This window comes from uncultured Amaricoccus sp. (assembly GCF_937891315.1).
Lineage (GTDB): Bacteria > Pseudomonadota > Alphaproteobacteria > Rhodobacterales > Rhodobacteraceae > Amaricoccus.
Window position 1 is genome coordinate 26,113 of sequence record NZ_CALAGI010000072.1, and the last position, 23,016, is coordinate 49,128.

Here is a 23,016-nt window from a genome sequence, read left to right on the forward strand (position 1 = left end):
GCGGATCGTATACGATACTGAAAGGGTTGGCGCCGGGCGAACCAATCTGGATACAAGCGTGGACCGAATCGGCCTAGGGTCGCTTCGAGATCTCGAAGCCCGTTCCTTTCGAAGACATGACCGGATTGCCTCGACACGAGCTCGCCGCGACTTCCCCCGACGACGGCGGAACCATCCAGCCGAGCGCGGAGATCGCGCGCAGCCTCGAACGCGCCATTCTCGAGCATCGCCTGCCGCCGGGCGCCAAGCTGTCGGAGGATGAGGTGGGCGAGATCTTCGGCGCCGGGCGCACGGTGGTGCGCGGCGCGCTGCAATCGCTCGCGCATCGCAATCTCGTCACCATCAAGCGCAATCGCGGCGCCTTCGTGGCGCGGCCCGATCCGCGCGAGGCGCGCGAGGTATTCGAGGCGCGCGCGCTGCTGGAGCCGCGCACCGCGCATTCCGCCGCCGGCCGCGCCACCCCGGCCGAGCTGCGCCAGCTCACCGCGCACATAGAGGCCGAGCACGCGGCGCTCCGGTCCGGCGATCTCGGCCGCGCGGTCTATCTGTCGGGCCTGTTCCACGGCGCGATCGCCGAGATCGCGCGCCAGCGGACAATCGCCGAATTCATCGCCGCGCTGGTCTCGCGCTCGTCGCTGATCATCGCGCTCTACTGGAAAAGGCGTGACACCTTGTGCGAAAGTCACGCGCATCACGCATTGATGGACGCCATCGCGGCGGGGGAGGGACGTCTGGCCGAGGAATTGATGCAGAGCCATCTGGTCGACCTGCTGTCGGGTCTCGACCTCACCGAAAGGCGCGCCGCGCCGCGCAGCCTGCGCGACATGTTCGAGAGGTCCGCCTGATGCGGATCGCGCCGATGTCGCTGGCGGATCTCGATCGCGTGCTCGACTGGGCGGCGGCCGAAGGCTGGAACCCCGGGCTCGACGACGCCGCCGCCTTCCACGCCGCGGATCCGGACGGTTTCCTGATGGGTTGGGTCGGAGACGAGCCGGTGGCGGCGATCTCGGTCGTGCGCCACAATCCGAGCTACGGTTTTCTCGGCCTTTTCATCACCCGCCCCGAATGGCGCGGACAGGGGGTGGGAGGCAAGCTGTGGCAGGCCGGGATGGACCATCTCGGCGACCGGATCGTCGGCCTCGACGGCGTGCTGGCGCAGCAGGGGAACTACGCCCGCGCCGGCTTCGCGCTCGCGCATCGCACGATTCGGTTCGCGGCGTCGGCGCCGCCCGATCCCTGGCCGCCGGCGCGCCGCGTCGAGCCGAGAATGCTGCCGGACCTGGTCGGGCTCGACACCTTCGTGTCGGGCGAGGAACGGGCGGACTATCTCGGCGCCTGGTTCACCGACACGCCAACGCGGCGCACGCTCGCGCTGGTCGATTCGGGCGAGATCACCGGCGTCGGCACCATCCGCGCCTGTCGCGAGGGCTACAAGGTCGGCCCGCTGATCGCGCCGAAGGTGGCGGAGGCCGCGTCGCTCCTGCGCGCGCTCGCCGCGGCGATCGGCACCCGGTCGGTGCTGATCGACATGCCGGAAGCCAATCCGGCGGCCCTCGCCATGGCCGAGCATCTCGGATTCAAGCCGATGTTCGAGACGGCGCGCATGTACAAGGGGGCGCCACCGCTCGGCAAGCCCGCCGCGATCTTCGGCGAGACGACGCTGGAACTCGGCTGAGGCGGCGGCGGAAGGCCTCGCCCGCGCGGGATCAGCCGGTGGCGTCGAAGGCGGCGACGCTGGCGCGGGCCGCCTCGGCGACACGCGCGACCGACCAACCCGGCTGGAACAGCGAGGAGCCAAGGCCGAAGCCGTCGGCGCCCGCCGCGCGCCAGTGTGCGAAATCGGCGGGTCCGACGCCGCCCACGGCATAGACCGCCGTCCCGACCGGCAGCACCGCGCGGATCGCGCGCAGCCCCTCCGGCCCCATCATTCCGGCGGGGAAGATCTTCAGCGCATCGGCTCCGGCGCCGAGCGCGGCGAAACATTCGCTCGGCGTGAAGACCCCGGGATAGGAACCGAGTCCCAGCGCCTTGGTCCGGGCGATGACGGCGGCGTCGCAGTTCGGCGAGACGATGAAGGTCGCCCCGGTATCGGCCACCGCGCGCGCCTCGTCCTCGGTCAATACGGTGCCCGCGCCGATCCGCGCCCGTGTTCCGAACCGCTCCTGCATCGCCGCGATGCTTTCCAGCGGCCGCGGCGAGTTCAGCGGCACCTCGATCCAGACGATCCCGGCCTCGATCAGCGTCTCGGCGGTATCGAGCGCGCGCGAAGGATCGAGCCCGCGCAGGATGGCGATCAGGCGCCGGCTCATTGGTGCTGTCTTTCGGCGAGCAACTGTCTGTGCGCCGCGGCGAGACCGGCGAGCGTCATTTCGGTGGCGTCGTGGATGCGCGGCGCCAGCCCGCCGAGCCGCAGCGCGGCGACATAGGCCTCCGTCATCCGGCGCGCGCCGATCATCACGATGTCCCGCCCGAGCCAGTACGGGCGCGCGCCGGCCAGCTCCATGCCGATGAGATAGCCCGACAGCCGTGCCCGCGATCGCTCCGACGACAGCTCGGCCAGCAGGGCCTCGGCGCGCAGGCCGAACATTCGGGCCGAGGCCCGTTCCGGCCGGACCAGCGTCTCCTCCACGGCGACGGCGAAATCCTCGTCCGACCAGCCGTCGGCCGCGACGGTGTGGCGCAGGACAGAGGCGGAGGAGAGCAGCGCGAAAAGCTCGCCCGTCATGAAGGTAACGAAGCTCACCACCTCGCCGGCGCTGACATGCGCCCATTTGGTGTGGGTGCCGGGCAGGCAGACCACACCGTCGAAACCGGGCTCGCGCGCCAGCAACCCGGCGATCTGGGTTTCCTCGCCGCGCATGACGTCGGGCGGCATATCTTGCCGCATGCCCGGCAGGATATGCACCGCGATGCCGCCGTCCCGGACCCGCGGCCGCGTGAAGGCCTGCGGCCCGCGCGGAGGGCCGGGCACGGTGGCATATTCCGCCTCCGCCCAGCCCTGGCGCGCGCCGACCATGCCGCAGGCGACGACATCGGTGACCCGCGTCAGATCGAGCCAGCCGACGACGAGGTCGAGCAGCGCCGGCTCGAACCCGTCGCGCGTCAGGCTCGACATGCCGGCATGCGACGAGGTTTCGGCCAGCGGCCTGTCATCGGCGTCCATCGCCCAGACACGCAGGTTCGAGGTTCCCCAGTCGACCGCGATCCAGTCCGCCGCCACCCAGTCGTTCGCGGGGCTCATCCGGTTACTACCACGCCGCCATCGACCACCAACGCCTGACCCGTCATCATCCGCGACGCCTTCGAGGCGAGAAACAGCGTCGTGTCCACCACGTCGCGCTCGATCAGATGCTGCTTGATCGATTGCTTCTCCAGATGCGCCGCCAGCGACTCGGGCTCCGCCCAGAGATCGAGCTGGCGCCGGGTCAGTACCCAGCCCGGCATCAGCGCGTTGGCCCGGATATTGAACGGTCCGAAGTCGCGGGCGATCGAGCGGGTCAGCCCGAGAATGCCGGATTTCGCAGCGGTGTAGGAGGCATAGGCGCCGTTGCCCATCATGTAGGAGATCGAGGAGAAATTGATGATCGATCCGCCGCCGGCCGCCTTCATGCCCGGGATCGCCGCCTGGGCCGAAAAGAAATGCGGCTTGAGATTGATCGCCTGGTTGCGGTCCCAGCCGTCGGAATCGAGGTCTTCCAGCGCGTGACGCGTATCGTTCGCCGCGTTGTTGACGAGGACCGTCACCGGTTCGTTTTCCTCGCAGGCGCGGGCCACGGCGGCTTGCAGGGCGGGGATGTCGGTGATGTCGCAGCGGATGAACAAAGGGGCGGTGCCATGCTTGTTCGCCATCTCCGCGACGAAGGCCGAGGCGTCGGACCTTTGGACGAAGCTCACCTTCGCGCCCTGGCCGAGGAAGCCGTCGGTCAGGGCCGCGCCGATCCCGGAGCCGCCGCCGGTGATGAACACGCTCTGACCCGCCAGATCATGGAACGTGGCGTAGCGCTCGGTCATTTCGCAGGTCCTCCCGAACCGGTTTCCGCCTCTTAGCACAGCCGCGCGCCGGAGGTAGTGCCGGATTGGTGAGTTGGACCAACGAAAACAGGCCGCCGGGGCTCGGCGCGTTTCAGGCGCCCGATGCCATGTCACCGGGCGCCGACAGCGCGCGCTCCGCGCCGAATTCGACGGGAAGCGGTGACAGGCGACGGCGGGGCGTCGAACAGCCTCCCTTCATTCCTCGGGGCCGAAGTCGGAGCGCACGATGCCGTGGCGCTTCAGCTTGTCGTAGAAGGTCTTGCGCGGCAGGCCGAGCGCCGCGGTGCTCAGCCGAACGTCGCCGTGATGGGCGCGCAAGGTCCGGCGGATCACCTCGGCTTCGAAACCATCGACCTGCTCGGCGAGGGGCGCTGGATCGAGCGGGGTATCCCCGTCCGGGGCCGCGATCGGGACCGGCGCCGCCACGATGGTACCGGCGCCCGGCTCCGGCTCCAGCCCGAGGGCGACGCGGTCGGCGTAGTGGCTGAGCTCGCGGACATTGCCGGGCCAGTCGTGGGTTTCGAGATGGGCGCGCACCGCGGGCGCGAGGTCGGGTATCGGTCGCCCGAAACGCTCCGCGGCCCGTCGCAGGAAATGTCCGAACAGAAGCGGAACGTCGGTCCGCCGCTCGCGCAGCGGTGGAATGCGCAGGGTGACGACGTTCAGCCGGTAGAAGAGATCGGCCCGGAAGGCGCCGCGCGCCTCGGCGTCGCCGAGATCGACCTTGGTCGCGGCTATGACCCGCAGGTCCAGTCGCCGCCGCTCGTTGGTGCCGAGCGGCTCGACCTCGCGCGTCTCCAGCACGCGCAGCAGCTTGACCTGCAGCGCGGGCGGCATCGATTCGATTTCATCGAGGAACAATGTGCCGCCGCTCGCATGTTCGATCCGGCCGACGCGGCGCTTCACCGCGCCGGTGAACGCGCCGGCCTCGTGGCCGAACAGCTCGCTCTCCAGCACGCTTTCGGGCAGGGCGCCGCAGTTCAGCGCCACGAAATTGCGCGCCCGGCGCCGGCTCCAGTGATGCAGCAGGTTCGCCACCACCTCCTTGCCGGAGCCGGTCTCGCCGAGGATCAGCGCGTCGACGTCCGCTTCGGCCACCTGCCGGGCGATTTCGCGCAGGCGGCGGACGCCGGCGGTGTCGCCGATCAGCGGCAGGTCGGCGGGCGGCTCGGCCGCCGCGGCGAGCAGGCGGCGGTTTTCCAGCACCAGCCGCCGCTTCTCGGCGGCGCGCGCGACCGTGCCGGACAGGCGCGCGCTCTCGAACGGCTTCGAGATGAAGTCATAGGCCCCGTCCTTGAGCGCGGCGACTGCCAGATCGACGTCGCCGTGCCCGGTCACCAGAATCACCGGCAGGTCCGGATCGATCGCACGGACCCGCTCGAAAAGCTGGAGGCCGTTCATCCGGGGCATGCGGATGTCGGTGACCACCGCTCCCTCGAATTCCGCCGTGATGGCCGGCAGCGCCGCCTCGGCCGAGTCGAAGGCCTGGACCTCGAAGCCGGCGAGCGTCAGCATCTGCGTGGTCGCCCGCCGCAGGTCGGGATCATCGTCGACGAAGATCAGCGGGGAGGCGGTCATGGCGCGCGCGGCAGCTCCAGCGTGAAGGAAGCGCCGGGGCCGTCATCGGGTTCAAGGCGCAGGTCGCCGCCGAACTCGCGGGCGATATCGCCGGAAATGACGAGCCCAAGGCCAAGGCCGGTCACCTTGGTCGTGGCGAAGGGGATGAAGAGATTGCCCTGGGCCTCCGGCGACAGGCCCGTGCCGTTGTCGCGCACATTGATCGTGACAGTCGTGGGTGTCGTCCCCACCGAGATCCCGATTCGGGGGTCGGCATGGTCGCGCAGCGCGTCGAGCGCGTTCTGCAACAGATTGACCAGCACCTGCTCGAGCCGGATGCGCCCGGCGAGCGCGGCGAGCCCGGGTGCGATGGGCGCGCGCTCGATCCGCGCGCCGGCGTCGCGGATCCGGCCGGAGAGCAGGGACAGCGCGCCCTCGATCGCCTCGTCCACCGCCACTGGCCGCGTCGCTCCCGTGCCGCGCCGGGCGAAACCGCGCAGCATCTGGGTAATGGCGCCGATCCGCTCGGTCACGCGCACGATCTCGGAAAGATTGTCGCGCGCCGCCGGTGTGTGGCCGCCGTCGATCAGCTGGGCGCCGGTCTCGGCATAGGCGCGGATCGCGGCGAGCGGCTGGTTGATCTCGTGCCCGACGCCGGCCGCGATCTGGCCGAGGATCGACAGCCGGTTCGCCTGCGCGAGATCGTCGCGCAGTCGGCGGACGCGATCCTCGGCGCTCTCGCGCTCGATGATCTCGGCGGCGAGGGCGACGTTCGAGCGGTTGAGGTCCTCGGTCCGCTCGGCGACCCGATGTTCGAGCTCGGCGTTCATCCGGGCGAGCGCCGCCTGCCGGGCGACCGCGCCCCGTCGGCGGCGCACCACCGCCCAGCCGGCGGCGGCGAGCAGGGTTCCGACGAGGATGACGATCGTCTGGGCGGTGCGCGCGGCGGCGCGCGGCGCGGTGCCGGCCGGGGCGAGCAATGTCATTGTCCAGTCCGGCGCCGCCGGTCCGACCGCGCCGGTGGCGCGCGCGTACTGGGCCACGCCACCGTCCCGACCGACACGGGCGAGACCCGGATCGCCGAATGCGATGGGCGCGGTCGGCGCGGCCGAGGGTGCCCCGGCGCCCGTGGCCAGCGCGGGCAGAGCGCCGAAGCGCCATTCGGGCACGGTCGTCAACTGGATCACGCCGGCGGGGTCGGTGACCACCACCACGAAACCGCTGTCCCGCCAGCGCGCCTCGAGCGCATCGAACTCGAGTTTGACCACCACGACGCCGAGCGGCCCGGTCACGCTGTCGACCCGCCGCGACAGATAGAGCCCGGGACGCCCGCTTACGGTGCCAAGCGCGAACTGCGCGGCCGAACCTTCGGTCATCGCCCGCGAGAAATATTCGCGAAAGCCGTAGTCGCTTCCGACGAAACTCCCCGGGTCGCCGGCGTTGCTGGCGGCGATGGCCACGCCGTTCTTGTCCACGACATAGATCACCGCCGCGCCGGATTCCGCGACGATTTCGGCCAGCTTCTCGTCGAGCCGCGCCTCGGCGGCCGGATCCGTGGCGGCGATTTGCGTGATGACCTCGGGGTCGCGTGAAAGCACGGTCGGGATCAGCCGTTGCTTCTCGATCACGCTCGACAGCGCGGCGGCGGCGAGGGGCAGGGCGGCCGCGGCCTGCTCGTTCAGGTTGGCGGTGGCCCGGTCGCGTGCGACGCGTCCCGCCGTGATGACGGCGAGAGTGATCGCAGCGAGCGTAAGCAGCAGCATGAGCGCTGGCGCCAGCCCCAGTGGCTTCTCGCCCGCCGTTCGTCGATCCGGCACGCCCCCGGCCGCGCCGCTCGCCGCCTCCGCGTCATTCGCGCCCATCACCATCCGCCATGGATCCCCGTTCGCGCGACCGAGACTAGTGCGGTTGATCGCTCACGAACAGGGGAGAGTGTGAAAAGCCGCACAGGACCGAACAGACGCATGTTCTGGCAACATGTTGTCATGTAATCACTTTTTCAGGTGCAAATCCTTGGCACGATGTTTGCTTGTGCAGTGTTGCGGCCGGGTGAGAGTCTGGTCGAGGGCAAAAAGTCGACGGGCGCGTGCGAGTAGCTGGCCCGAGCAACTGGAGGAACAGACATGCACTTCCCCGCGACCCATTCCGGGCCCGCCGGAGCCGAACCCAAGAAGCCGTTTTACGCGCAACTCTATTTTCAGGTGCTGTTTGCCATCGCGCTCGGCATCACCATCGGCCACTTCTGGCCGGATATCGGCGCCAGCCTGAAGCCGCTCGGCGACGGCTTCGTCAAGCTTGTCAAGATGATCATCGCACCGGTCATCTTCCTGACGGTAACCACCGGCATCGCCGGCATGTCGGACCTGAAGAAGGTCGGCCGGGTCGCCGGCAAGGCGTTCGCCTATTTCATCACCTTCTCGACGCTGGCGCTGTTCGTCGGCCTGATCGTCGGCAACTTCGTCCAGCCCGGCGCCGGGCTCAACATCGACCCGGCGACCCTCGATGGCGCGGCCGTCGCCGACTATGCCGCCAAGGCGCATGATACGACGGTCGTCGGCTTTCTCTCCGGGATCATCCCGACGACCGTCGTCGACGCCTTCGCCAAGGGCGACATCCTCCAGGTTCTGTTCTTCTCGGTGCTCTTCGGCATCAGCCTCGCCGCCGTCGGCGAGCGCGGCAAGCCGGTGCTCGATCTCCTGCAGGGGATGACCGCGCCGATGTTCAAGCTGGTCGAAATCCTGATGAAGGCCGCCCCCATCGGCGCCTTCGGCGCGATGGCCTTCACCATTGGCAAGTACGGCATCGCCTCGGTGCTCAATCTTGCGATGCTGGTCGGCACCTTCTATCTGACCGCTCTGATCTTCGTCGTCGTCGTTCTCGGCACCGTCGCCTGGTGGAACGGCTTCTCGATCTTCAAGCTGATCCGCTACCTGAAGGAAGAGCTGCTCCTCGTGCTCGGCACCTCTTCTTCGGAAGCCGCCCTGCCGTCGCTCATGGAGAAGATGGAGAAGGCGGGAGCCAAGCGTTCGGTCGTCGGCCTCGTGGTCCCGACCGGCTACAGCTTCAACCTCGATGGCACCAACATCTACATGACGCTGGCCGCCCTGTTCATCGCCCAGGCCTGCGACATCGACCTCTCGCTGGGCGACCAGATCACCCTGCTCCTCGTCGCGATGCTCTCCTCAAAGGGCGCGGCGGGCATCACCGGCGCCGGCTTCATCACTCTGGCCGCGACGCTCTCGGTCGTCCCCTCGGTCCCGGTCGCCGGCATGGCGCTGATCCTCGGTGTCGACCGGTTCATGTCCGAGGTTCGGGCGTTGACCAACTTCATCGGCAACGCGGTCGCGACGATCGTCGTCGCCCGCTGGGAAGGCGAGCTCGACGGGGCGCGGCTCACCGCCGTGCTGAACCGCGAGGTCGAGTTCGACGAACAGGGCGAGCCGCTGCAAGACGCCGCCTGACCTGCCCCGCGAACTGACAGGATGGCCGTGCCCCCGGGGGCGCGGCCTTTTTCCATTGCCAGCCCGCTTCTATCGCGGGTTCGGCGTCGGGGTCAGCACGCTTTGGATGAAGCCTTCCACCTGTTGCCCCGAGGCGAGCAGCCGCCGCGCGGCGCCGAGGCTCGGCCGATCGAGCTGGGGCAGGGGCTCCTGGAACGCAAGCGCGGGAGACAGGGAATCCGGCTCCGCCGCGGGTGTCGGCGCCGGCTTCCCGCCAGCGCGCCCCGCCATGTAGGACGCCATCGCGGCGCGGTTCGGATCCTCGGTCGCAACGCTCGGCCAGTCGCCGGAAGGCCAGGCATAGCCCGCCGCCTCGGTGGTCAGCCCGGCTTCGGCCAGCACGCGCGCGGCGCCGGCGAAATCGCCCTTCAGCGCATAGGCGCGCGAGCGCAACTCGGCGGCGGCGGGGCCGTCGATATTCGCCACGTCGGCGAGGGCCGCGTCGGGATCGCCGAGCCGCAGATGCGCCTCCGCCGCGCGCATCCGCGTCGGTTGCGCGCCCCGCGCCGTCGCCGGCGCCAGCAGGTCAAGCGCCGCGCGCGGCAGGCCGATGGCGAGCAGATGCGCCGCGATGGACAGGCGGGCGGCGTCGTTCGCGGGATCAGGCCCGATCAGCGGGCCCTGGGTCAGCATGATCTCGGCATAGGCGGCCTCGCCGACCTCCGCGGGATCGGCGGCGGCCAGAAGTCGGACAGCGAGCGCGTCGATCGCGGCGATATTGTCCGGCAGATCGGCCCGCGCCGAGCGGATCTCGGTGATGGCGAGGCCGAGCGCCGCTTCGCGCGCCAGTTCCTCGGCAAGGAGGGCGCGCAACTCCGGCTCGCGCTCGGTATGCCGGTTCTCGAGCGCGGCCGCGCGCAGATCGGTGACGAGATTGCCCGGCGCGGGCAGATCGGCGTCGAGCGTGAGCCGCGCGAGCCGAATCAGCGCCTCGACCGAGACGCCGGAATTCCCCGTGGCGAGCAGGTTCATCGCCCGCGCCGCCTCCATAGGATGGCCCTCGGCGGCCATGAGGCGCGCCTCGCCGAGTCGCGTCTCATCCGAGGACGCCTCGCCGGGCCGGACCGCGGTATCATGGATCAGCCGCGCGGCCTCCGGTTGGCCGGCGTCGAGCAGACGCGACATCAGGCGCGGGCCGATCAGAGCCCGGGTATCGATCGGCAGCGCTTCGAAGGCCTGCTGGACGGAGGTGAAGCTCGCCGCGTCGTGATAGGCCGGCGCCGCGCCGCCGATGGCGAGCCAGAGGCCGTGCGACCCCGGGCAGATCGCGGTCAGCGCCAGCGGCCCGTCCGCCGCGACCGGCCGCCCCTCGACCGCCCGCGCGAGATCGAGCAATACGGCGCGGTCCGGGAAGGGTGTCTCGATGCCGCGCAACAGGTTCTCGGCCTCGATGCCGAAGCCGAAGCGGATATAGAGCCGGGCAAGCTCGGCCAGCGCCTCGGCGTCGGGGGCGTCGAACTCGCCCAAGACGCGCCGCTCCAACGCCGGCTCCTGCGCGAACAGCGCCTGCCCGTTCGACCATTGCGCGAAATCGAACACCGCGTCGGGCAGGCATTCCGGCGCCGGCGGCTGCTCCTTCATCCGCGCCGATGCGAGGCGGGTGTCGCGGTCGAAGACAGTCGTCGCCTTGACCTGCTCGTGGTCGAAGAGGCCGAGCGGGATCTCTGCCAGCGCCGCGCGCGGCGCCGTCGCGCTGACCGTTGTCAGCGGCGCGCTCGCCGGGACGGGCCGGGCGAGCGGCGGCGCTTCGGCCACGGCGGCGGGCGGCGTCTCCGACCCCGGCGTTTCGGTCCCCGCTTCCGCTTGGGTTTCCGGCGCCTGGCTTGATTCGGACAGCTCGATCAGCCCCTGGCTCGCCGCGCGTGCGATTTGCCGCAGCAGCACCTCCTCGGCCGAGGCGACGGCCGCCGCCTCGCGCTCGGCACGGGCGGCGGGATCCTCCGGCGCGGGCTTGGGTGCCACCGGGGCGGGTGGCGCGGCGTCGCGGTCCGCCACGTCCAACGCCAGATATTGCGCGCCGACGAAGGCGGTGCTGACCCGGCAGTCGCAATCGATCTCGACCTCGACGGCGGTCCCCGACGGACCCGATGTCGTGCGAACCGCCTTGATGCGCGTCTTCGGAAGCTTCTCGAACGTCCCGATCGTCGAGAAATCCAGCGCCTTGCCGGGGAAGGAGATCGTCGCCCCGCCGTCGCGCGTCTCGAGCGACCATTCCGTCGTCGGCTCGACCGTCAGCACGATGCGCGAGAAGCCCACATGCTCGCCGCCCCGGATCACGCCGCCCTCCGCGCCGAACGCGGGCGCGGCGGCGAGCAGCGCCGCGATCGAGACGAGACCGCGCCTGATCATGCCGCGAGGCTCTGTTTCGACGCCTTCAGCGCCCCTTCGAGCTCGTTGTAGGACGGGCGCAGGCTGGCCGGCGTGTTCTGCCGCCCGACTTCCACGCAGATGTTCGGCGCGTGATTATGCAGCGCGGCGACCATCACCTCGCGGATCAGGTTGTAGAAATGCTGGTCCTCGTCGATCACCGCCTTCACCCGGTTGGCGAAGGGGCCGACGAAGCCATAGGCGAGGAACACACCGAGGAAGGTGCCGACGAGCGCGCCGCCGATCATCTTGCCGAGGATTTCCGGCGGCTGGTCGATCGCGGCCATGGTCTTGATGACGCCGAGCACGGCGGCGACGATGCCGAGCGCGGGCAGGCCGTCGGCCATCTGCTGCAGCGTATGGGCGGAATGCTGGGCGTTCTCGTAGTTCTGCTCGATCCGCTTGGTCAGCACCTCCTCGACCTGATGCGGATCGTCGTAGTTCATGGAAGCCGACCGCAGCGTGTCGCAGATGAGCGCCACCGCCTCGTCGTCGGCCAGGACGCGGGGATAGGCGTTGAAGATCGAGGAGGCGCCGGGATCCTCGATATGGGTATCGAGTTCGACCGGGTTCGACCGCGCGATTCTGATGAGCTGGAACATCAGGCAGAGCAGATCCTGAAAGTCCTGCGTCTTCCAGTGCGGTCCCTTGAAGACCTTGCTGACATCCTTCAGCGTGTGCTTGATCCCGTGCATGTCGTTCGAGATCACGAAGGCGCCGAGCGCCGCGCCGGCGATCATCATCATCTCGAACGGCAGCGAATGCAGGATGATGCCGATCTTGCCGCCGGCGAAGGTGTATCCACCGAACACGAACGCGAACACGATGACGATGCCGACGATGCCAATCATGACTCAAATCCTGCGAATGCCCGTGCCCGCGCCAGTCTCGGAGTTTCGTGTCGGCTCCGGCGAGCGCCTCGGTCCTCTGTGACGGCAGGACCTTAAGAAACCTTCAAACCACCCGGTTTCGCAGAGATATTCGGCGCACGCGGCGCCTCGGCCCTACTTCGTCGGCACGCGGGAATTGCGGCTGGCGACGGTGAGGGTCACTGCGTAGGCCGCGTCGGGGTTCATGCCGGCCAGTATCTGGGCCGCGATTTCCGGACGCATGCGGGCCATGAGGCCGGCGGCGAAGGAGACGTCCATCCGATCGAGAATCTTCGCTGCCTCGGCCGGCTTCATGTTCTCATAGACCGTCGTCATGCGGTCGATGTCCTTCTCGGCCGCCTTGTCGGCGCTGGCGAGTGTCGCCTCGAGCTGCTTGCGGGCCTTTTCGAAGGCGGCGAGCTGTTCGGCGAGCTTGGCCTCGGCGACGTTCAGCGTCTGGGCGCGGTCGGCGATCTTGGCCGCGTCGGCGTCGAGTTGCTTTTCCCGTTCGCGAAGGGCGGCCATCAGCGCGTCGGCGCCCTGCTCGGGCGGCGCGCCGGCGGTTTCCTGGGCCATCTGGTCCAGTTCCTCGGCCAGCGCCAGTCCGCCATGGGTCAGCCGCAGGGCGGCCGAGCCGAGAAAGCAGAGCACGATCAGCCCGACGCCGCCGATCGCCGGAACCCGCGTCGCCATGGATCAGCGGCCCCCGCCCGCGATCGCCCGCAGCGCGTCGAGGATCTCGTCCTCGTCACGGACCACGGCCGGTTCCGGCCTTGTCCGCCGCAAGAGGCCGTTGAGCGGGGGCAGGGCCCGCGGTTTCGGAATGTCGGGCGCCGTCGCCGTGCGCGCGGGCGCTGCCTCCGGCTCGGGCCGCGCGGCGGCGGGTTTCTCGTGTCTCGGTTGCTCGGGCCCTGGTTGTTCGAGGCGCGGCTGTTCGATGCTCGGCTCCTCCATCCGACGCGGCGCGCGCGTCGGCGTTTCCGGCGGCGCCAGCGGCCGCGCGACGGGCGCGGGCGGAACCTCGGCGCGCGTCGCGGCTTGCGGGACCATCTGCGTGACGGGGGCCATGTCCTGTTCCTTCACCGCCGCGAGCAGCAGGCGCAGCTGGGCGGCGGCGGTCTCGGCGCGCGCGCTCAGCTGGCCGAGATCGTGCCGCGTGTCCTTCGCGGCCGAGCGCGCTTCGTCGAGCGTGGCGCGGGCGAGCTCGATCTGCCGGGTCAGGTTGACGATCGAGCCGCCGAGCCCCTTGTCGAGATCCTTCAGGTCGCGGACCCGGCGCGCCAGCACCCAGCAATAGGCGCCGGCGAACAGCGAGGCGGCCATCAGCAGACCATCCATGAGCAATCCCATCCGCCGCTCCTCTAGTTCAGGATGAATTCGGTGATCAGCAGGTCGCGCACCTTGCCCTCGCCGGTCACCACCTGAATGCGCCGCAGCATCTGCGCGCGCAGGCGCGGGATCGCGGCGGGCTGTTCGAGGTCACGCACCTCGACCGCGCGAAGATAGGTGTTCAGGACGTCGAGGATACGCGGCATCAGCTGCGTCACCGCCGCCGACTGCTCGGGATCCACCTCGAGCTGGCCGGTGAAGCGCAGATGCCGGGCCGAGGAACCGGGCGGCAGCGAAATGGTGATCGGGTCCATCGGCACGAAGGCGATCCCGGCCAGCGGCCCGGTCCCGGCCGCCGCGCCATGCCCGCCGCCCTCGCCGGATGACGCTTCGCCGTGCCCGGAGGCTTCCGCGTTGCTCCCGCCGCCGCCCGTCAGCAGGTTGGGCGAGATCATGCCGGAATAGATGCCATAGAAACCGGCGCCGCCCAGAACGGCCGCGCCGATCACGCCGAACAGCAATCCCTTCTTGCCACCCTTCGGCGCTTCGGACGGGGGAGCTGCGGCGGCGTCGGACATCGGAAACCCAGGGGTTAAAGTTCGCGGTTCGATCGCAATTAACCTCAGGACCACTAACCAAATGTTAAGCCTGTTCAGCCGAGTATCCGGCAATCGATACCGGTGGTTAACCGCCGGGCAAGGGTTCTCGAACGGAACCGAACAGCGAAAGAGGCCGCGTTGAAACAGATCCAGGCGCTGTGGGAGGGACTCGACCCGCGTCGGCGGATCATCGCGCTTCTCGCCGTCGTCGCCATCGTCGCGGCGATCGTCGGCATCAGCCGCGTCGCCACCACCCCCTCGATGGCGCTGCTCTATTCCGGCCTCGACGCCTCCGCCGCCGGCGAGGTGGTCGCGGCGCTGGAGGCCGACAATGTGCCCTTCGAGGTTCGCGACACGGCGATCTTCGTCGAGCAATCCCGGCGCGACACGATCCGGATGAGCCTCGCGGCCGACGGCCTGCCCGCCGGCGGGGCGCAGGGCTACGAGATCCTCGACGGTCTCTCCGGTTTCGGCACCACGAGCCAGATGTTCGACGCCGCCTACTGGCGCGCCAAGGAGGGCGAGCTCGCCCGTACCATCACCGGCTCGCCCAACGTGCGCGCGGCCCGCGTGCATCTCGCGACTCCGGTGACCCAGCCCTTCGCCCGCGACACCGCCGGCACCGCTTCGGTCACCGTGACCATGGCGCGGGGCGCGCTCGACGAGAGCCAGGCCAAGGCGATCCGCTATCTCGTCTCCTCCGCGGTGCCGGGCGTCGCGCCGGACGCGGTCGCGGTGCTCGATTCCGTCAGCGGCGTGGTGCTCGCGGGGGCCGAGGACACGATCGCCGGCGGCGCGATCCCGCGGCCCGACGACCGGGCCGAGACGCTGCGCGGCAATGTCCAGCGCCTGCTCGAGGCGCGCGTCGGTCCCGGCCGCGCCATCGTCGAGGTCAATGTCGACGCCGACATGGACAGCCAGACGATCAGCGAGCGGGTGATCGACCCCGACAGCCGCGTCGCGATCAGCAGCGAGAGCGAGCAGAACCAGGAAAGCTCGAAAGGCACCAATGCCGGCGTCACCGTCGCCAGCAACCTGCCCGACGGCGCCGCCGGCGGGTCGGGCGAGAGCAGCCGCTCGTCCAGCCGCAGTTCGGAGCGGCAGAATTTCGACGTGTCCGAGACCAAGCGCGAGCGGGTGGTCCAGCCCGGACAGGTCCGGCGGATCAGCGTCGCGGTCATCGTCGACGGCATCACCGGGACGGCGACCGACGGCACCCAGAACTGGACGCCGCGGCCGCCGGAGGAAATGGACACGCTGCGCATGCTGGTGCAGTCCGCCATCGGCTTCGACGCCGAGCGTGGTGACACGGTCACGCTGGAGTCGCTGCGCTTCACGCTGCCGGCCGAGCAGGGCTCGCTCGCCGAGCGGTCCGGTTCGGGCTTCCTCGAAGCCCAGGGTGCGCGGCTGGCGCAGATGGCGGTGCTGGCACTCATCGTCCTGGCGCTCATCTTCTTCGTCCTGCGGCCAATGCTGGGTCGCCAGCCCGCCGTCGCGCTGCTGGAGCTGACCGGCCCGCGCGACCCGGCCCTTGGTGCCGATCCGATCCGCCAGATTGGCAATGGCAAGGACGTGCTCGACCTGCCGCCGCAGACGGTCACCAAGATCGACCGACTGCGCGAGGTGATCGCCAGCCGGGGTGAGGACAGCGCCGCCGTGCTGCGGAGCTGGATCGAAGCGCCCGATCCCCAAAAGGAGCCCGCCGGATCATGACCGCCTTCCGCCTTCAGACCTTCGCTCCGGCCGCGGATCCGGCCCGTGCCCGGGCCGCCGAACTCGATCGTCGCCTCGGGGCGGCGCGGGAAGACGCCTATCGCGACGGCTTTCTCGCCGGCCAGTCGGCGGCGGTGGAGAACTTCCTCGGGGATCAGGCCCGCCTCACCAGCGATCTGATCGAAGCCCTGAACGACGCCAGCCTCGGCAACGAGGCGGCGCGGCGCCATGTCGCCGCCAGCGTCGCGCCGATGGTCCGCGCGCTCTGCGAGGCGATCACCCCCGCGCTCGCCGAGACCGGCCTTTTCGCCGAAATCTCCCGCCTCGTCACCGTGGCACTCGACGCCGCGCCCGAGGCCCGGCCGCGCCTGCGCTGCGCGCCCGAACTCGCCCCGACGCTGACCTCGATCCTCGCGGAGCGCGGTATCGCCGCGACGGTGGAGGCGGCGCCCGAACTCCTGCCACGCGAGGCGCAGGTGTTCTGGGACCAGGGCTACGATCATCTCGACCTCGATGCCTGCGTCGCCCAGATCGGCGATTGCCTCGCCTCGCATCTCGGCGCCGCGGGCAAAGCTACCCCGGCCGTCAAGCCGGCCGTGAACCCTGAGGACACACCCGACCATGGATGACATCGAACCCGACGACATATCGCCGGCCGCCGCGCTCCATCCGGCGTCGGAGGCCCCGGCCGAGCCCGCCCATCGCGCGGCGCGCGGCGGCGCCTTTCTCGGCGTGCCGATCGAGGTAACCATCTCGGTCGGCAAGGCGCGGCCGCTGGTCAGCGAACTGGTCGAGTTGCGCCGCGACTCGGTCCTGACGCTCGACAGTTCGATCGACGATCCGGTCGAGCTCTATATCGGCGACCGGCTGATCGCGCGGGGCGAGTTGCAGGAGCTCGGCGACGACAGCGGCCGGCTCGGGGTTCGTCTGACCGAAGTCGCCGACTTCTCGAATGAACTCTGACCGCCTGCCATCGCGGTTCCTGATGCTCGGCGTGCTCGCGGCCGGGCTGCTTCTCCTTGCCTATCCGGCTCTGGCGCAGGAGGTCTCGATCAATCTCGGCGAGGGCCAGTCGATCAGCCTGCGCACCATCCAGCTCTTTCTGCTGCTCACCGTGCTCAGCCTGGCGCCGGGGCTTGCGATCATGGTCACCTGCTTTCCCTTCATGGTCACCGTGCTCTCGATCCTGCGGCAGGCGATCGGCGTGCAGCAGGCGCCGCCGAACATGATGATCGTCAGCCTCGCGCTGTTTCTCACCTGGTTCGTGATGGAGCCGGTCTTCACCGAGGCCTGGACCAACGGCGTCTCGCCGATGATCGAGGGCACGCTGCCGCCCGAACAGGCCTTCGCGCCGGTGATCGCGCCGTTTCGCGTCTTCATGGAGGGCCGCGTCGATCCCGGCACCGTGCGCATGCTGACGGACGCCGCGCCGCGCCCGCCGGCGCCGGGTGTCGAGACGCCGCTCTCGATCCTCGTGCCTTCGTTCCTGCTCAGTGAGATCAAGCGCGGCTTCGAGGTCGGCTTCCTGATCTTCCTGCCGTTCCTGGTGATCGATCTCGTGATCGCCGCCATCCTTATGTCCATGGGTATGATGATGGTACCGCCGGCGATCGTCTCCTTGCCGTTCAAGCTCGCCTTCTTCGTGATCGCCGACGGCTGGACGCTGCTCGCCGGCGCCATGGTGCGGAGCTACCAGCCATGAGCGGCGAGACCGCCCTCGTCCCGGCAAAGGCCAATCGTGTCGACAAGCCGCGGGCGCAGGCGCCGCGCCCCGAGCAGATGCCGACGCCGATCGAGAAGGCGGCGATGATCCTGACCGCGATCGGCCCGGAACTCGCCGCCGGTTTCCTGAAGGAGATCGCGCAACCCGACATTGAGCGCTTCGCCCGCGCGCTCGCGGGCCTGGGCAAGATCCGGCAGGAGCTGCTCGACGCGGTGATCGTCGAGTTCCTCGAGGCGCTGACCAGCGGTCCGGAGATCAGCGGCGGGGCCAACGCGGCGCGAAAGCTGCTCGGCGCGGTGATGGGCGAGGGCGACGTCGCGCGGCTGCTCGACGGTGGCCGCGGCGACACCCGCTCGACCTGGGACCGGCTGAACGACGCGCCGATCCCGGCCATCGCCACCTTCCTGCAGGCCGAGCATCCGCAGACCGCGGCCGTCATCCTGAGCGAGATGCGCGCCGAGATCGCGGCCAGCGTGCTCGAACGGCTCGATCGTTCCTTCGCCCAGACCGTCGTGCTGCGGCTCTCGCGCGTGCCGACGCTCGATCCGGGGATCGCCGCCAGCATCATGAGCGCCATCGACCGCGATTTCCTCTCGGTCCTGCAGCGCAACCTCTCGAAGCGCAGGCCGGCGGACCTGATCGCCGGTCTCATGAACAACATCTCGTCCGAAGCGCGCGACGGCTTTCTCGGCTATCTCGAGGCGCAGGAGCCGTCGCTGGCCCAGGATGTCCAGCGTACGATGTTCACCTTCGAGGATATCGCGACCCGCGTGCATGGCCGCGATATCGCCGGCGTCTTGCGCGAGGTGGCCGAGGAGGAGCTGATGAAGGCGCTGAAGCTCGGCGAGAGCCAGGGCAGCGCGACCGTGCCCTTTATCATGGAGAACCTGCCGCGCCGACTCGCGGACCGCTACATCGAGGAGCTGGCGGCGCTGGACGAAGTCTCGCGCAAGGAAGGCGAGGCGGCCCAGATCGAGGTCACCAAGGCGATCCAGGCCCAGGCCCGTCTCGGCGCCATCCGCTTCGTCGAGAAGGACCCGATGGCCTGACACCGCGCGCCGCCGGGGCGCGCGGGCGGGCCGGAAGACATCCGCGCCCCGCGGTCGCGGCGTGCGCGCGCCCTGACCGACGTTGTCACGGGCGCCGGCCCCGGCCGCGCCGCCTTGCCATTCGCGTGGTTTCCCGCTTACGCTCGGGGGAAGGAGCCGGCGGCCGGCCGGTTCAGCCGCCTCGACGCGCTGGCGCCGATCCCGCGGGCAACATGGTCGCCGCGCGCGTGCGCCCAAGGGACGCATCATGAACACCCCGCTGCACCACAAGGCTTTCCTGCTGCTCCTCGCGCTGGTGACGGTCGCCTTCGTCTGGCTGCTGCTGCCGTTCTACGGCGCGGTGCTCTGGGCGGTGATCCTCGCCATCATCTTCCAGCCCATGCAGCGCGCCTTCGAGAAGTGGTTCTGGCCACGGCGCAATCTCGCGGCGCTGATCAGCACGCTCGTCTGCGTGGTGATCGCCGTCATCCCGATGACACTGATCGTCGCGTCGCTGGTCGGCGAGGGGGCCCGGTTCTACGAGCGCTTCCAGAGCGGCCAGATCGACATCTCGACGATCGTCGCCGAACTCCGCGCCGACCTGCCGACGGGGTTCGAGGACTGGATGCGCGAGGTCGGCGTCGGCGACTACGACGCGCTGCGCGAGCGGCTGACTGGCGCGCTGATGCAGGGCAGCCAACTGGTCGCCGGCCAGGCGGTCAGCGTGACCCAGAACACGCTGCATGTCATCGTCAGCGCCGGAATCATGCTCTATCTCCTGTTCTTCCTGTTCCGCGACGGCCGCGAGATCGGCCGTTCGATCCTCGCGGCCATGCCGCTCAGCCCCGAATACAACCGCGCATTGGTGCAGAAATTCGCGACCGTGGTGCGCGCGACCGTCAAGGGCAACGTCATCATCGCCATCATCCAGGGCATCATAGGCGGCTTGACCTTCTGGTCGATCGGCATCGAGGGCGCCTTCTTCTGGGGCGTTCTCATGGCCTTTCTCTCGATGCTGCCGGCGGTCGGCGCGGCCATCGTCTGGGCACCCGCCGCGCTCTATTTCTTCATCACCGGCGACCTCTTCCGCGGGCTGGTGCTGGTCGGCGTCGGGGTCGGAGTGATCGGGCTCGTCGACAACCTGCTGCGGCCGCCGCTGGTCGGCAAGGACACGCGCCTGCCCGACTATGTTGTGCTGGTCTCGACCGTCGGGGGCATGTCGCTGATCGGCATCAACGGCTTTGTCATCGGCCCGCTGATCGCCGCGCTGTTCATCGCCGCCTGGACGCTGTTCCGCGACGACCGGGGCGGCGAGGCCGAGGCGCCGAACCTCGAGTCCCGCCCGCTCGAGCCCGATCCACGCGAATAGACCGGTTTGCATCCGCGCGGCCCGCGGGATACGGAAGGCCCGGGTATCCCGGGGTAAGGCGATGGCGTTTTTCCAGAAGCTCAAGGATCGTCTGTTCAAGTCCTCCTCGAAGATCGACGAGGGGCTGGAGGCGATCCTCGACGAAGCCCCCGCCGAGGCGCCCGCGGCATCCCCGGCGCCCACGTCCCCCGAGCCCGAGCCCCCGACCTCCGCGGGGGCGGAGCGTCCGGGTCTCGTCGGACGGCTGTTCGGGGGCGAGCGCGAGAAGGGCAGGGTGCTCGACGACGCCATGCTCGAAAGCCTCGAGGAGCTGCTGATCTCGGCCGACATGGGCGTCGAGACCGCGCTCAAGGTCACGGCCAGCATGGCAGAGGGCCGGTTCGGCCGACGTCTCGGCGCGCGCGAGATCAAGGAGCTGATCGCCGCCGAGATCGGTGCGATCCTCGGGCCGGTCGCCCGCCCGATGCCGATCTATCCCAAGCGCCCGCAGGTGGTGCTGGTGGTCGGCGTCAACGGCTCCGGCAAGACCACGACCATCGGCAAGCTTGCGAGCCAGTTCCGCGCGGCCGGCAAGAAGGTGGTGATCGCCGCCGGCGACACCTTCCGCGCCGCGGCGGTGGAGCAGTTGCAGGTCTGGGGTCAGCGCGCCGGCGTGCCGGTGATGACGGCGGCGCAGGGGTCCGATCCCGCGAGCCTCGCCTTCGACGCCATGGCACGCGCGGAGGCGGAAGGCGCCGATCTGCTGCTGATCGACACCGCCGGCCGCTTGCAGAACCGCGAGGATCTGATGGCCGAGCTTGCCAAGATCGTGCGGGTCATCCGCAAGCGCGATCCCGAGGCGCCGCACAACACGCTGCTCGTGCTCGACGCCTCGACGGGGCAGAACGCGCTGCGCCAGGTCGAGATCTTCGCCAGGATCGCCGATGTGACCGGCCTCGTGATGACCAAGCTCGACGGCACGGCCAAGGGTGGCGTCCTCGTCGCGCTGGCCGACCGCTTCGGCCTGCCGATCCACGCCATCGGCGTCGGCGAGCAGATCGACGACCTCGCCCCGTTCGACCCCGACGAATTCGCCCGCGCCCTCACCGGCCTCTGACCGCGCGCTGCCTCATGACATCCGCGCGAGGGTGCCGGATGTTGTGGATTTCGCAAGGCGGCGCGGCTATGACGCGCGCATGGCCGAACGACATATGCACCCGCTCCTGAAGCTCGCCCTCGAAGTGGGGCCGATCGCCATCTTCTTTCTCGCCTATCGCTGGGCCCCCGTCGGCTCCGGGCTCGAGGTGGCCGAGCGGCAGCTCGAACAGATGCTGTTCGCGACCAAGGTCTTCGTGCCGACGATCCTCGCCACGCTCGGGATCAGTTTCGCCCTGACCCGCAAGCTGCCGAAGATGGCGGTCATCACCGCGATCGTGGTGACGGTGTTCGGCGGCCTGACGCTGATCCTGCGCGACGACACCTTCGTGAAGATGAAGCCGACCATCCTCTACGGTCTCTTCGCCTCGATCCTCGGCATCGGCCTGCTGCGCGGCCAGAGCTACCTGAAATATCTGATGGACGAGCTCATCCCGATGCGGGACGAGGGCTGGATGAAATTCACCGGCCGCTTCGTCGTCTTCTATCTCTTCCTCGCGATCCTGAACGAATTCGTCTGGCGGCTCTATGGCACCGACACCTGGGTCAATTTCCGCACCTTCGTCCTGCCGGTGGCCAACGTCGTCTTCATCATGGCGCAAATCCCGCTCTTCCAGCGCTATGCGATCGTTCAGACCCACGCCGAACCCGGCCCGGAGCGGACCGACTCCTGAGAGCCGGTACGGACGACCTTGTCCTGTATCATATGGACGGCCGGCGGGGCGTGTATCATCCTTGCCCCGTGAGTCGAACCATCGGGGGGTGGGATGTCAGTTCTCAGGGTATACGATCGGATCGGCGACGGGTTCGACATGTCCGAGACGGACGATGGCGAGTTTTTCTTCGAAACCGGAGATACCGAAACCGAGATACTGTGGAGCAAGCGCTACGACGCGGATAGCCGTGTGGTTTTCTCCGAATTGATTGGCGGCGACCCGCTGCGATACCTTAAGATGGTCTATTCTCAGTCCGCGTCGGGTGATTTTATTATCGAGGATATGTATTACTACAATGAGGATCGCAAAAGTGTGGTCGATTGGATCGACTGCGATATAGAGATCGCCTATGAAGACCTGATTTCAGGTACGACCGATTGGGTGTTCGACGGGTTTCACGGTTCCGACAGGATCATCGGCAACAAATTCAAGGACATTCTCAAGGGTGGCGACGGCGGTGACGACCTCCGCGGTCGCGGCGGCGATGACCGCCTGTATGGCGAGCGCGGCGACGACAAGCTCTATGGTCAGAGCGGGCGCGACGTGCTGATCGGCGAACGTGGCAATGACAAGCTTTACGGCGACTCCGGAGACGACCGCCTGTCCGGCGGCGCCGGGGTGGACCGGTTGGTCGGCGGCGCGGGTCTCGACAAGCTTACCGGTGGCGCGGGTGCCGACGAGTTCGCCTTCAAGGCCCTCGCCGATTCCGGCCTCTGGCAGAAGCGCGACGTGATCACCGACTTCCTGGCCGGGACCGACGTCATAGACCTCGGTGCCATCGACGCCGACGTGACGCGGCGTGGCGATCAGCGGTTCGACTTCATCGGTCGCGAGGGATTTGGCGATGTGGCGGGCGAGTTGCGCTGCCGGTCGGGCATCGTCTATGGCGATGTCGATGGCGACGGCCGCGCCGACTTCCAGATCGCGCTCGACGGCGTGTCGTCCCTGCGCGAGTCGGACTTCATTCTCTGACCGGCTAGCGCCGGATCAGCTCCAACGAGGCGCGGGACAGCGGCTCCGCGCCTCTTTCCGTGACGAGCGAGGTCCGCGCCAGGGTCATGGCGAGGCCGGCGTCGGCGT

General features: G+C 69.2%; 22 protein-coding genes. 12 read left to right on the forward strand and 10 right to left on the reverse strand.

Going from position 1 to position 23,016, the window contains the following annotated elements; genetic code table 11:
* The first annotated feature begins 116 nt into the window (after positions 1–116).
* Both Q0480_RS06710 and Q0480_RS06715 read left to right on the forward strand, forming a co-directional pair.
* Positions 117–845: a GntR family transcriptional regulator gene (locus Q0480_RS06710; RefSeq protein WP_299131622.1), complete on the forward strand. Its 729-nt coding sequence runs from the start codon at positions 117–119 to the stop codon at positions 843–845.
* The gene (locus Q0480_RS06715; RefSeq protein WP_299131623.1) at positions 845–1,675 is read left to right on the forward strand and encodes a GNAT family N-acetyltransferase; all 831 of its coding nucleotides are present in this window, start codon (positions 845–847) and stop codon (positions 1,673–1,675) included. The genes Q0480_RS06710 and Q0480_RS06715 overlap by 1 nt, the downstream gene beginning before the upstream one ends.
* A gap of 31 nt (positions 1,676–1,706) precedes the next feature.
* Here the strand turns inward: Q0480_RS06715 and Q0480_RS06720 are convergent, their stop codons facing one another.
* The 5 genes from Q0480_RS06720 to Q0480_RS06740 form a co-directional block, all read right to left on the reverse strand.
* Entirely contained in the window at positions 1,707–2,309 is a 603-nt protein-coding gene (locus Q0480_RS06720) for a 2-dehydro-3-deoxy-6-phosphogalactonate aldolase (RefSeq protein ID WP_299131624.1), read from the reverse strand.
* On the reverse strand, positions 2,306–3,241 hold the full coding sequence (locus Q0480_RS06725) for a 2-dehydro-3-deoxygalactonokinase (protein ID WP_299131625.1): 936 nt from the start codon (positions 3,239–3,241) through the stop codon (positions 2,306–2,308). The genes Q0480_RS06720 and Q0480_RS06725 overlap by 4 nt, the downstream gene beginning before the upstream one ends.
* Positions 3,238–4,011, reverse strand: a complete 774-nt coding sequence (locus Q0480_RS06730) for an SDR family oxidoreductase (RefSeq protein ID WP_299131626.1) — start codon at positions 4,009–4,011, stop codon at positions 3,238–3,240. Before Q0480_RS06730 ends, Q0480_RS06725 begins: the two co-directional genes overlap by 4 nt.
* A gap of 216 nt (positions 4,012–4,227) precedes the next feature.
* Entirely contained in the window at positions 4,228–5,610 is a 1,383-nt protein-coding gene (locus tag Q0480_RS06735) for a sigma-54 dependent transcriptional regulator (protein ID WP_299131627.1), read from the reverse strand.
* Positions 5,607–7,451: an ATP-binding protein gene (locus tag Q0480_RS06740; protein ID WP_299131628.1), complete on the reverse strand. Its 1,845-nt coding sequence runs from the start codon at positions 7,449–7,451 to the stop codon at positions 5,607–5,609. Before Q0480_RS06740 ends, Q0480_RS06735 begins: the two co-directional genes overlap by 4 nt.
* Before the next feature lie 261 nt (positions 7,452–7,712).
* Between Q0480_RS06740 and Q0480_RS06745 the strand changes: the two genes are divergently transcribed.
* Entirely contained in the window at positions 7,713–9,050 is a 1,338-nt protein-coding gene (locus tag Q0480_RS06745; protein ID WP_299131629.1) for a dicarboxylate/amino acid:cation symporter, read from the forward strand.
* A 69-nt stretch (positions 9,051–9,119) separates the two neighbouring features.
* Here the strand turns inward: Q0480_RS06745 and Q0480_RS06750 are convergent, their stop codons facing one another.
* The 5 genes from Q0480_RS06750 to Q0480_RS06770 form a co-directional block, all read right to left on the reverse strand.
* Complete coding sequence (locus Q0480_RS06750) at positions 9,120–11,438, reverse strand: hypothetical protein (RefSeq protein WP_299131630.1); 2,319 nt, start codon at positions 11,436–11,438, stop codon at positions 9,120–9,122.
* Positions 11,435–12,307 carry a flagellar motor stator protein MotA gene (gene motA / locus Q0480_RS06755; protein ID WP_299131631.1) on the reverse strand — a complete coding sequence of 291 codons (873 nt, stop codon included), beginning with the start codon at positions 12,305–12,307 and terminating at the stop codon, positions 11,435–11,437. The genes Q0480_RS06750 and motA overlap by 4 nt, the downstream gene beginning before the upstream one ends.
* Positions 12,308–12,460: 153 nt before the next feature.
* A complete protein-coding gene (locus tag Q0480_RS06760; RefSeq protein WP_299131632.1) occupies positions 12,461–13,018 on the reverse strand; it encodes a hypothetical protein in 558 nt (185 codons plus the stop codon).
* A gap of 3 nt (positions 13,019–13,021) precedes the next feature.
* Positions 13,022–13,675 (reverse strand): hypothetical protein, encoded by a 654-nt coding sequence (locus tag Q0480_RS06765; protein ID WP_299131633.1) that lies wholly within the window; start codon positions 13,673–13,675, stop codon positions 13,022–13,024.
* Positions 13,676–13,686: 11 nt separating this feature from the next.
* Entirely contained in the window at positions 13,687–14,232 is a 546-nt protein-coding gene (locus Q0480_RS06770) for a flagellar basal body-associated protein FliL (RefSeq protein ID WP_299131634.1), read from the reverse strand.
* 159 nt (positions 14,233–14,391) lie between these two features.
* Here Q0480_RS06770 and fliF point away from each other — a divergent pair, with 159 nt between their 5' ends.
* From fliF to Q0480_RS06815, 9 genes are all read left to right on the forward strand, one after another.
* Entirely contained in the window at positions 14,392–15,966 is a 1,575-nt protein-coding gene (fliF, locus tag Q0480_RS06775; RefSeq protein ID WP_299131635.1) for a flagellar basal-body MS-ring/collar protein FliF, read from the forward strand.
* The gene (locus Q0480_RS06780; protein ID WP_299131636.1) at positions 15,963–16,595 is read left to right on the forward strand and encodes a hypothetical protein; all 633 of its coding nucleotides are present in this window, start codon (positions 15,963–15,965) and stop codon (positions 16,593–16,595) included. The genes fliF and Q0480_RS06780 overlap by 4 nt, the downstream gene beginning before the upstream one ends.
* Positions 16,588–16,929 (forward strand): FliM/FliN family flagellar motor switch protein, encoded by a 342-nt coding sequence (locus Q0480_RS06785; RefSeq protein WP_299131637.1) that lies wholly within the window; start codon positions 16,588–16,590, stop codon positions 16,927–16,929. Before Q0480_RS06780 ends, Q0480_RS06785 begins: the two co-directional genes overlap by 8 nt.
* The gene (gene fliP / locus Q0480_RS06790) at positions 16,919–17,668 is read left to right on the forward strand and encodes a flagellar type III secretion system pore protein FliP (protein ID WP_299131638.1); all 750 of its coding nucleotides are present in this window, start codon (positions 16,919–16,921) and stop codon (positions 17,666–17,668) included. Before Q0480_RS06785 ends, fliP begins: the two co-directional genes overlap by 11 nt.
* On the forward strand, positions 17,665–18,738 hold the full coding sequence (locus Q0480_RS06795) for a FliG C-terminal domain-containing protein (protein WP_299131639.1): 1,074 nt from the start codon (positions 17,665–17,667) through the stop codon (positions 18,736–18,738). Before fliP ends, Q0480_RS06795 begins: the two co-directional genes overlap by 4 nt.
* Before the next feature lie 247 nt (positions 18,739–18,985).
* Entirely contained in the window at positions 18,986–20,086 is a 1,101-nt protein-coding gene (locus Q0480_RS06800; protein WP_299131640.1) for an AI-2E family transporter, read from the forward strand.
* Between the two features lie 61 nt (positions 20,087–20,147).
* Positions 20,148–21,182, forward strand: a complete 1,035-nt coding sequence (gene ftsY / locus Q0480_RS06805) for a signal recognition particle-docking protein FtsY (RefSeq protein ID WP_299131641.1) — start codon at positions 20,148–20,150, stop codon at positions 21,180–21,182.
* Between the two features lie 79 nt (positions 21,183–21,261).
* Positions 21,262–21,894, forward strand: coding sequence for a septation protein A (locus Q0480_RS06810; RefSeq protein ID WP_299131642.1), 633 nt, complete (start codon positions 21,262–21,264; stop codon positions 21,892–21,894).
* 93 nt (positions 21,895–21,987) lie between these two features.
* On the forward strand, positions 21,988–22,908 hold the full coding sequence (locus Q0480_RS06815; protein WP_299131643.1) for a calcium-binding protein: 921 nt from the start codon (positions 21,988–21,990) through the stop codon (positions 22,906–22,908).
* Positions 22,909–23,016 lie beyond the last annotated feature (108 nt).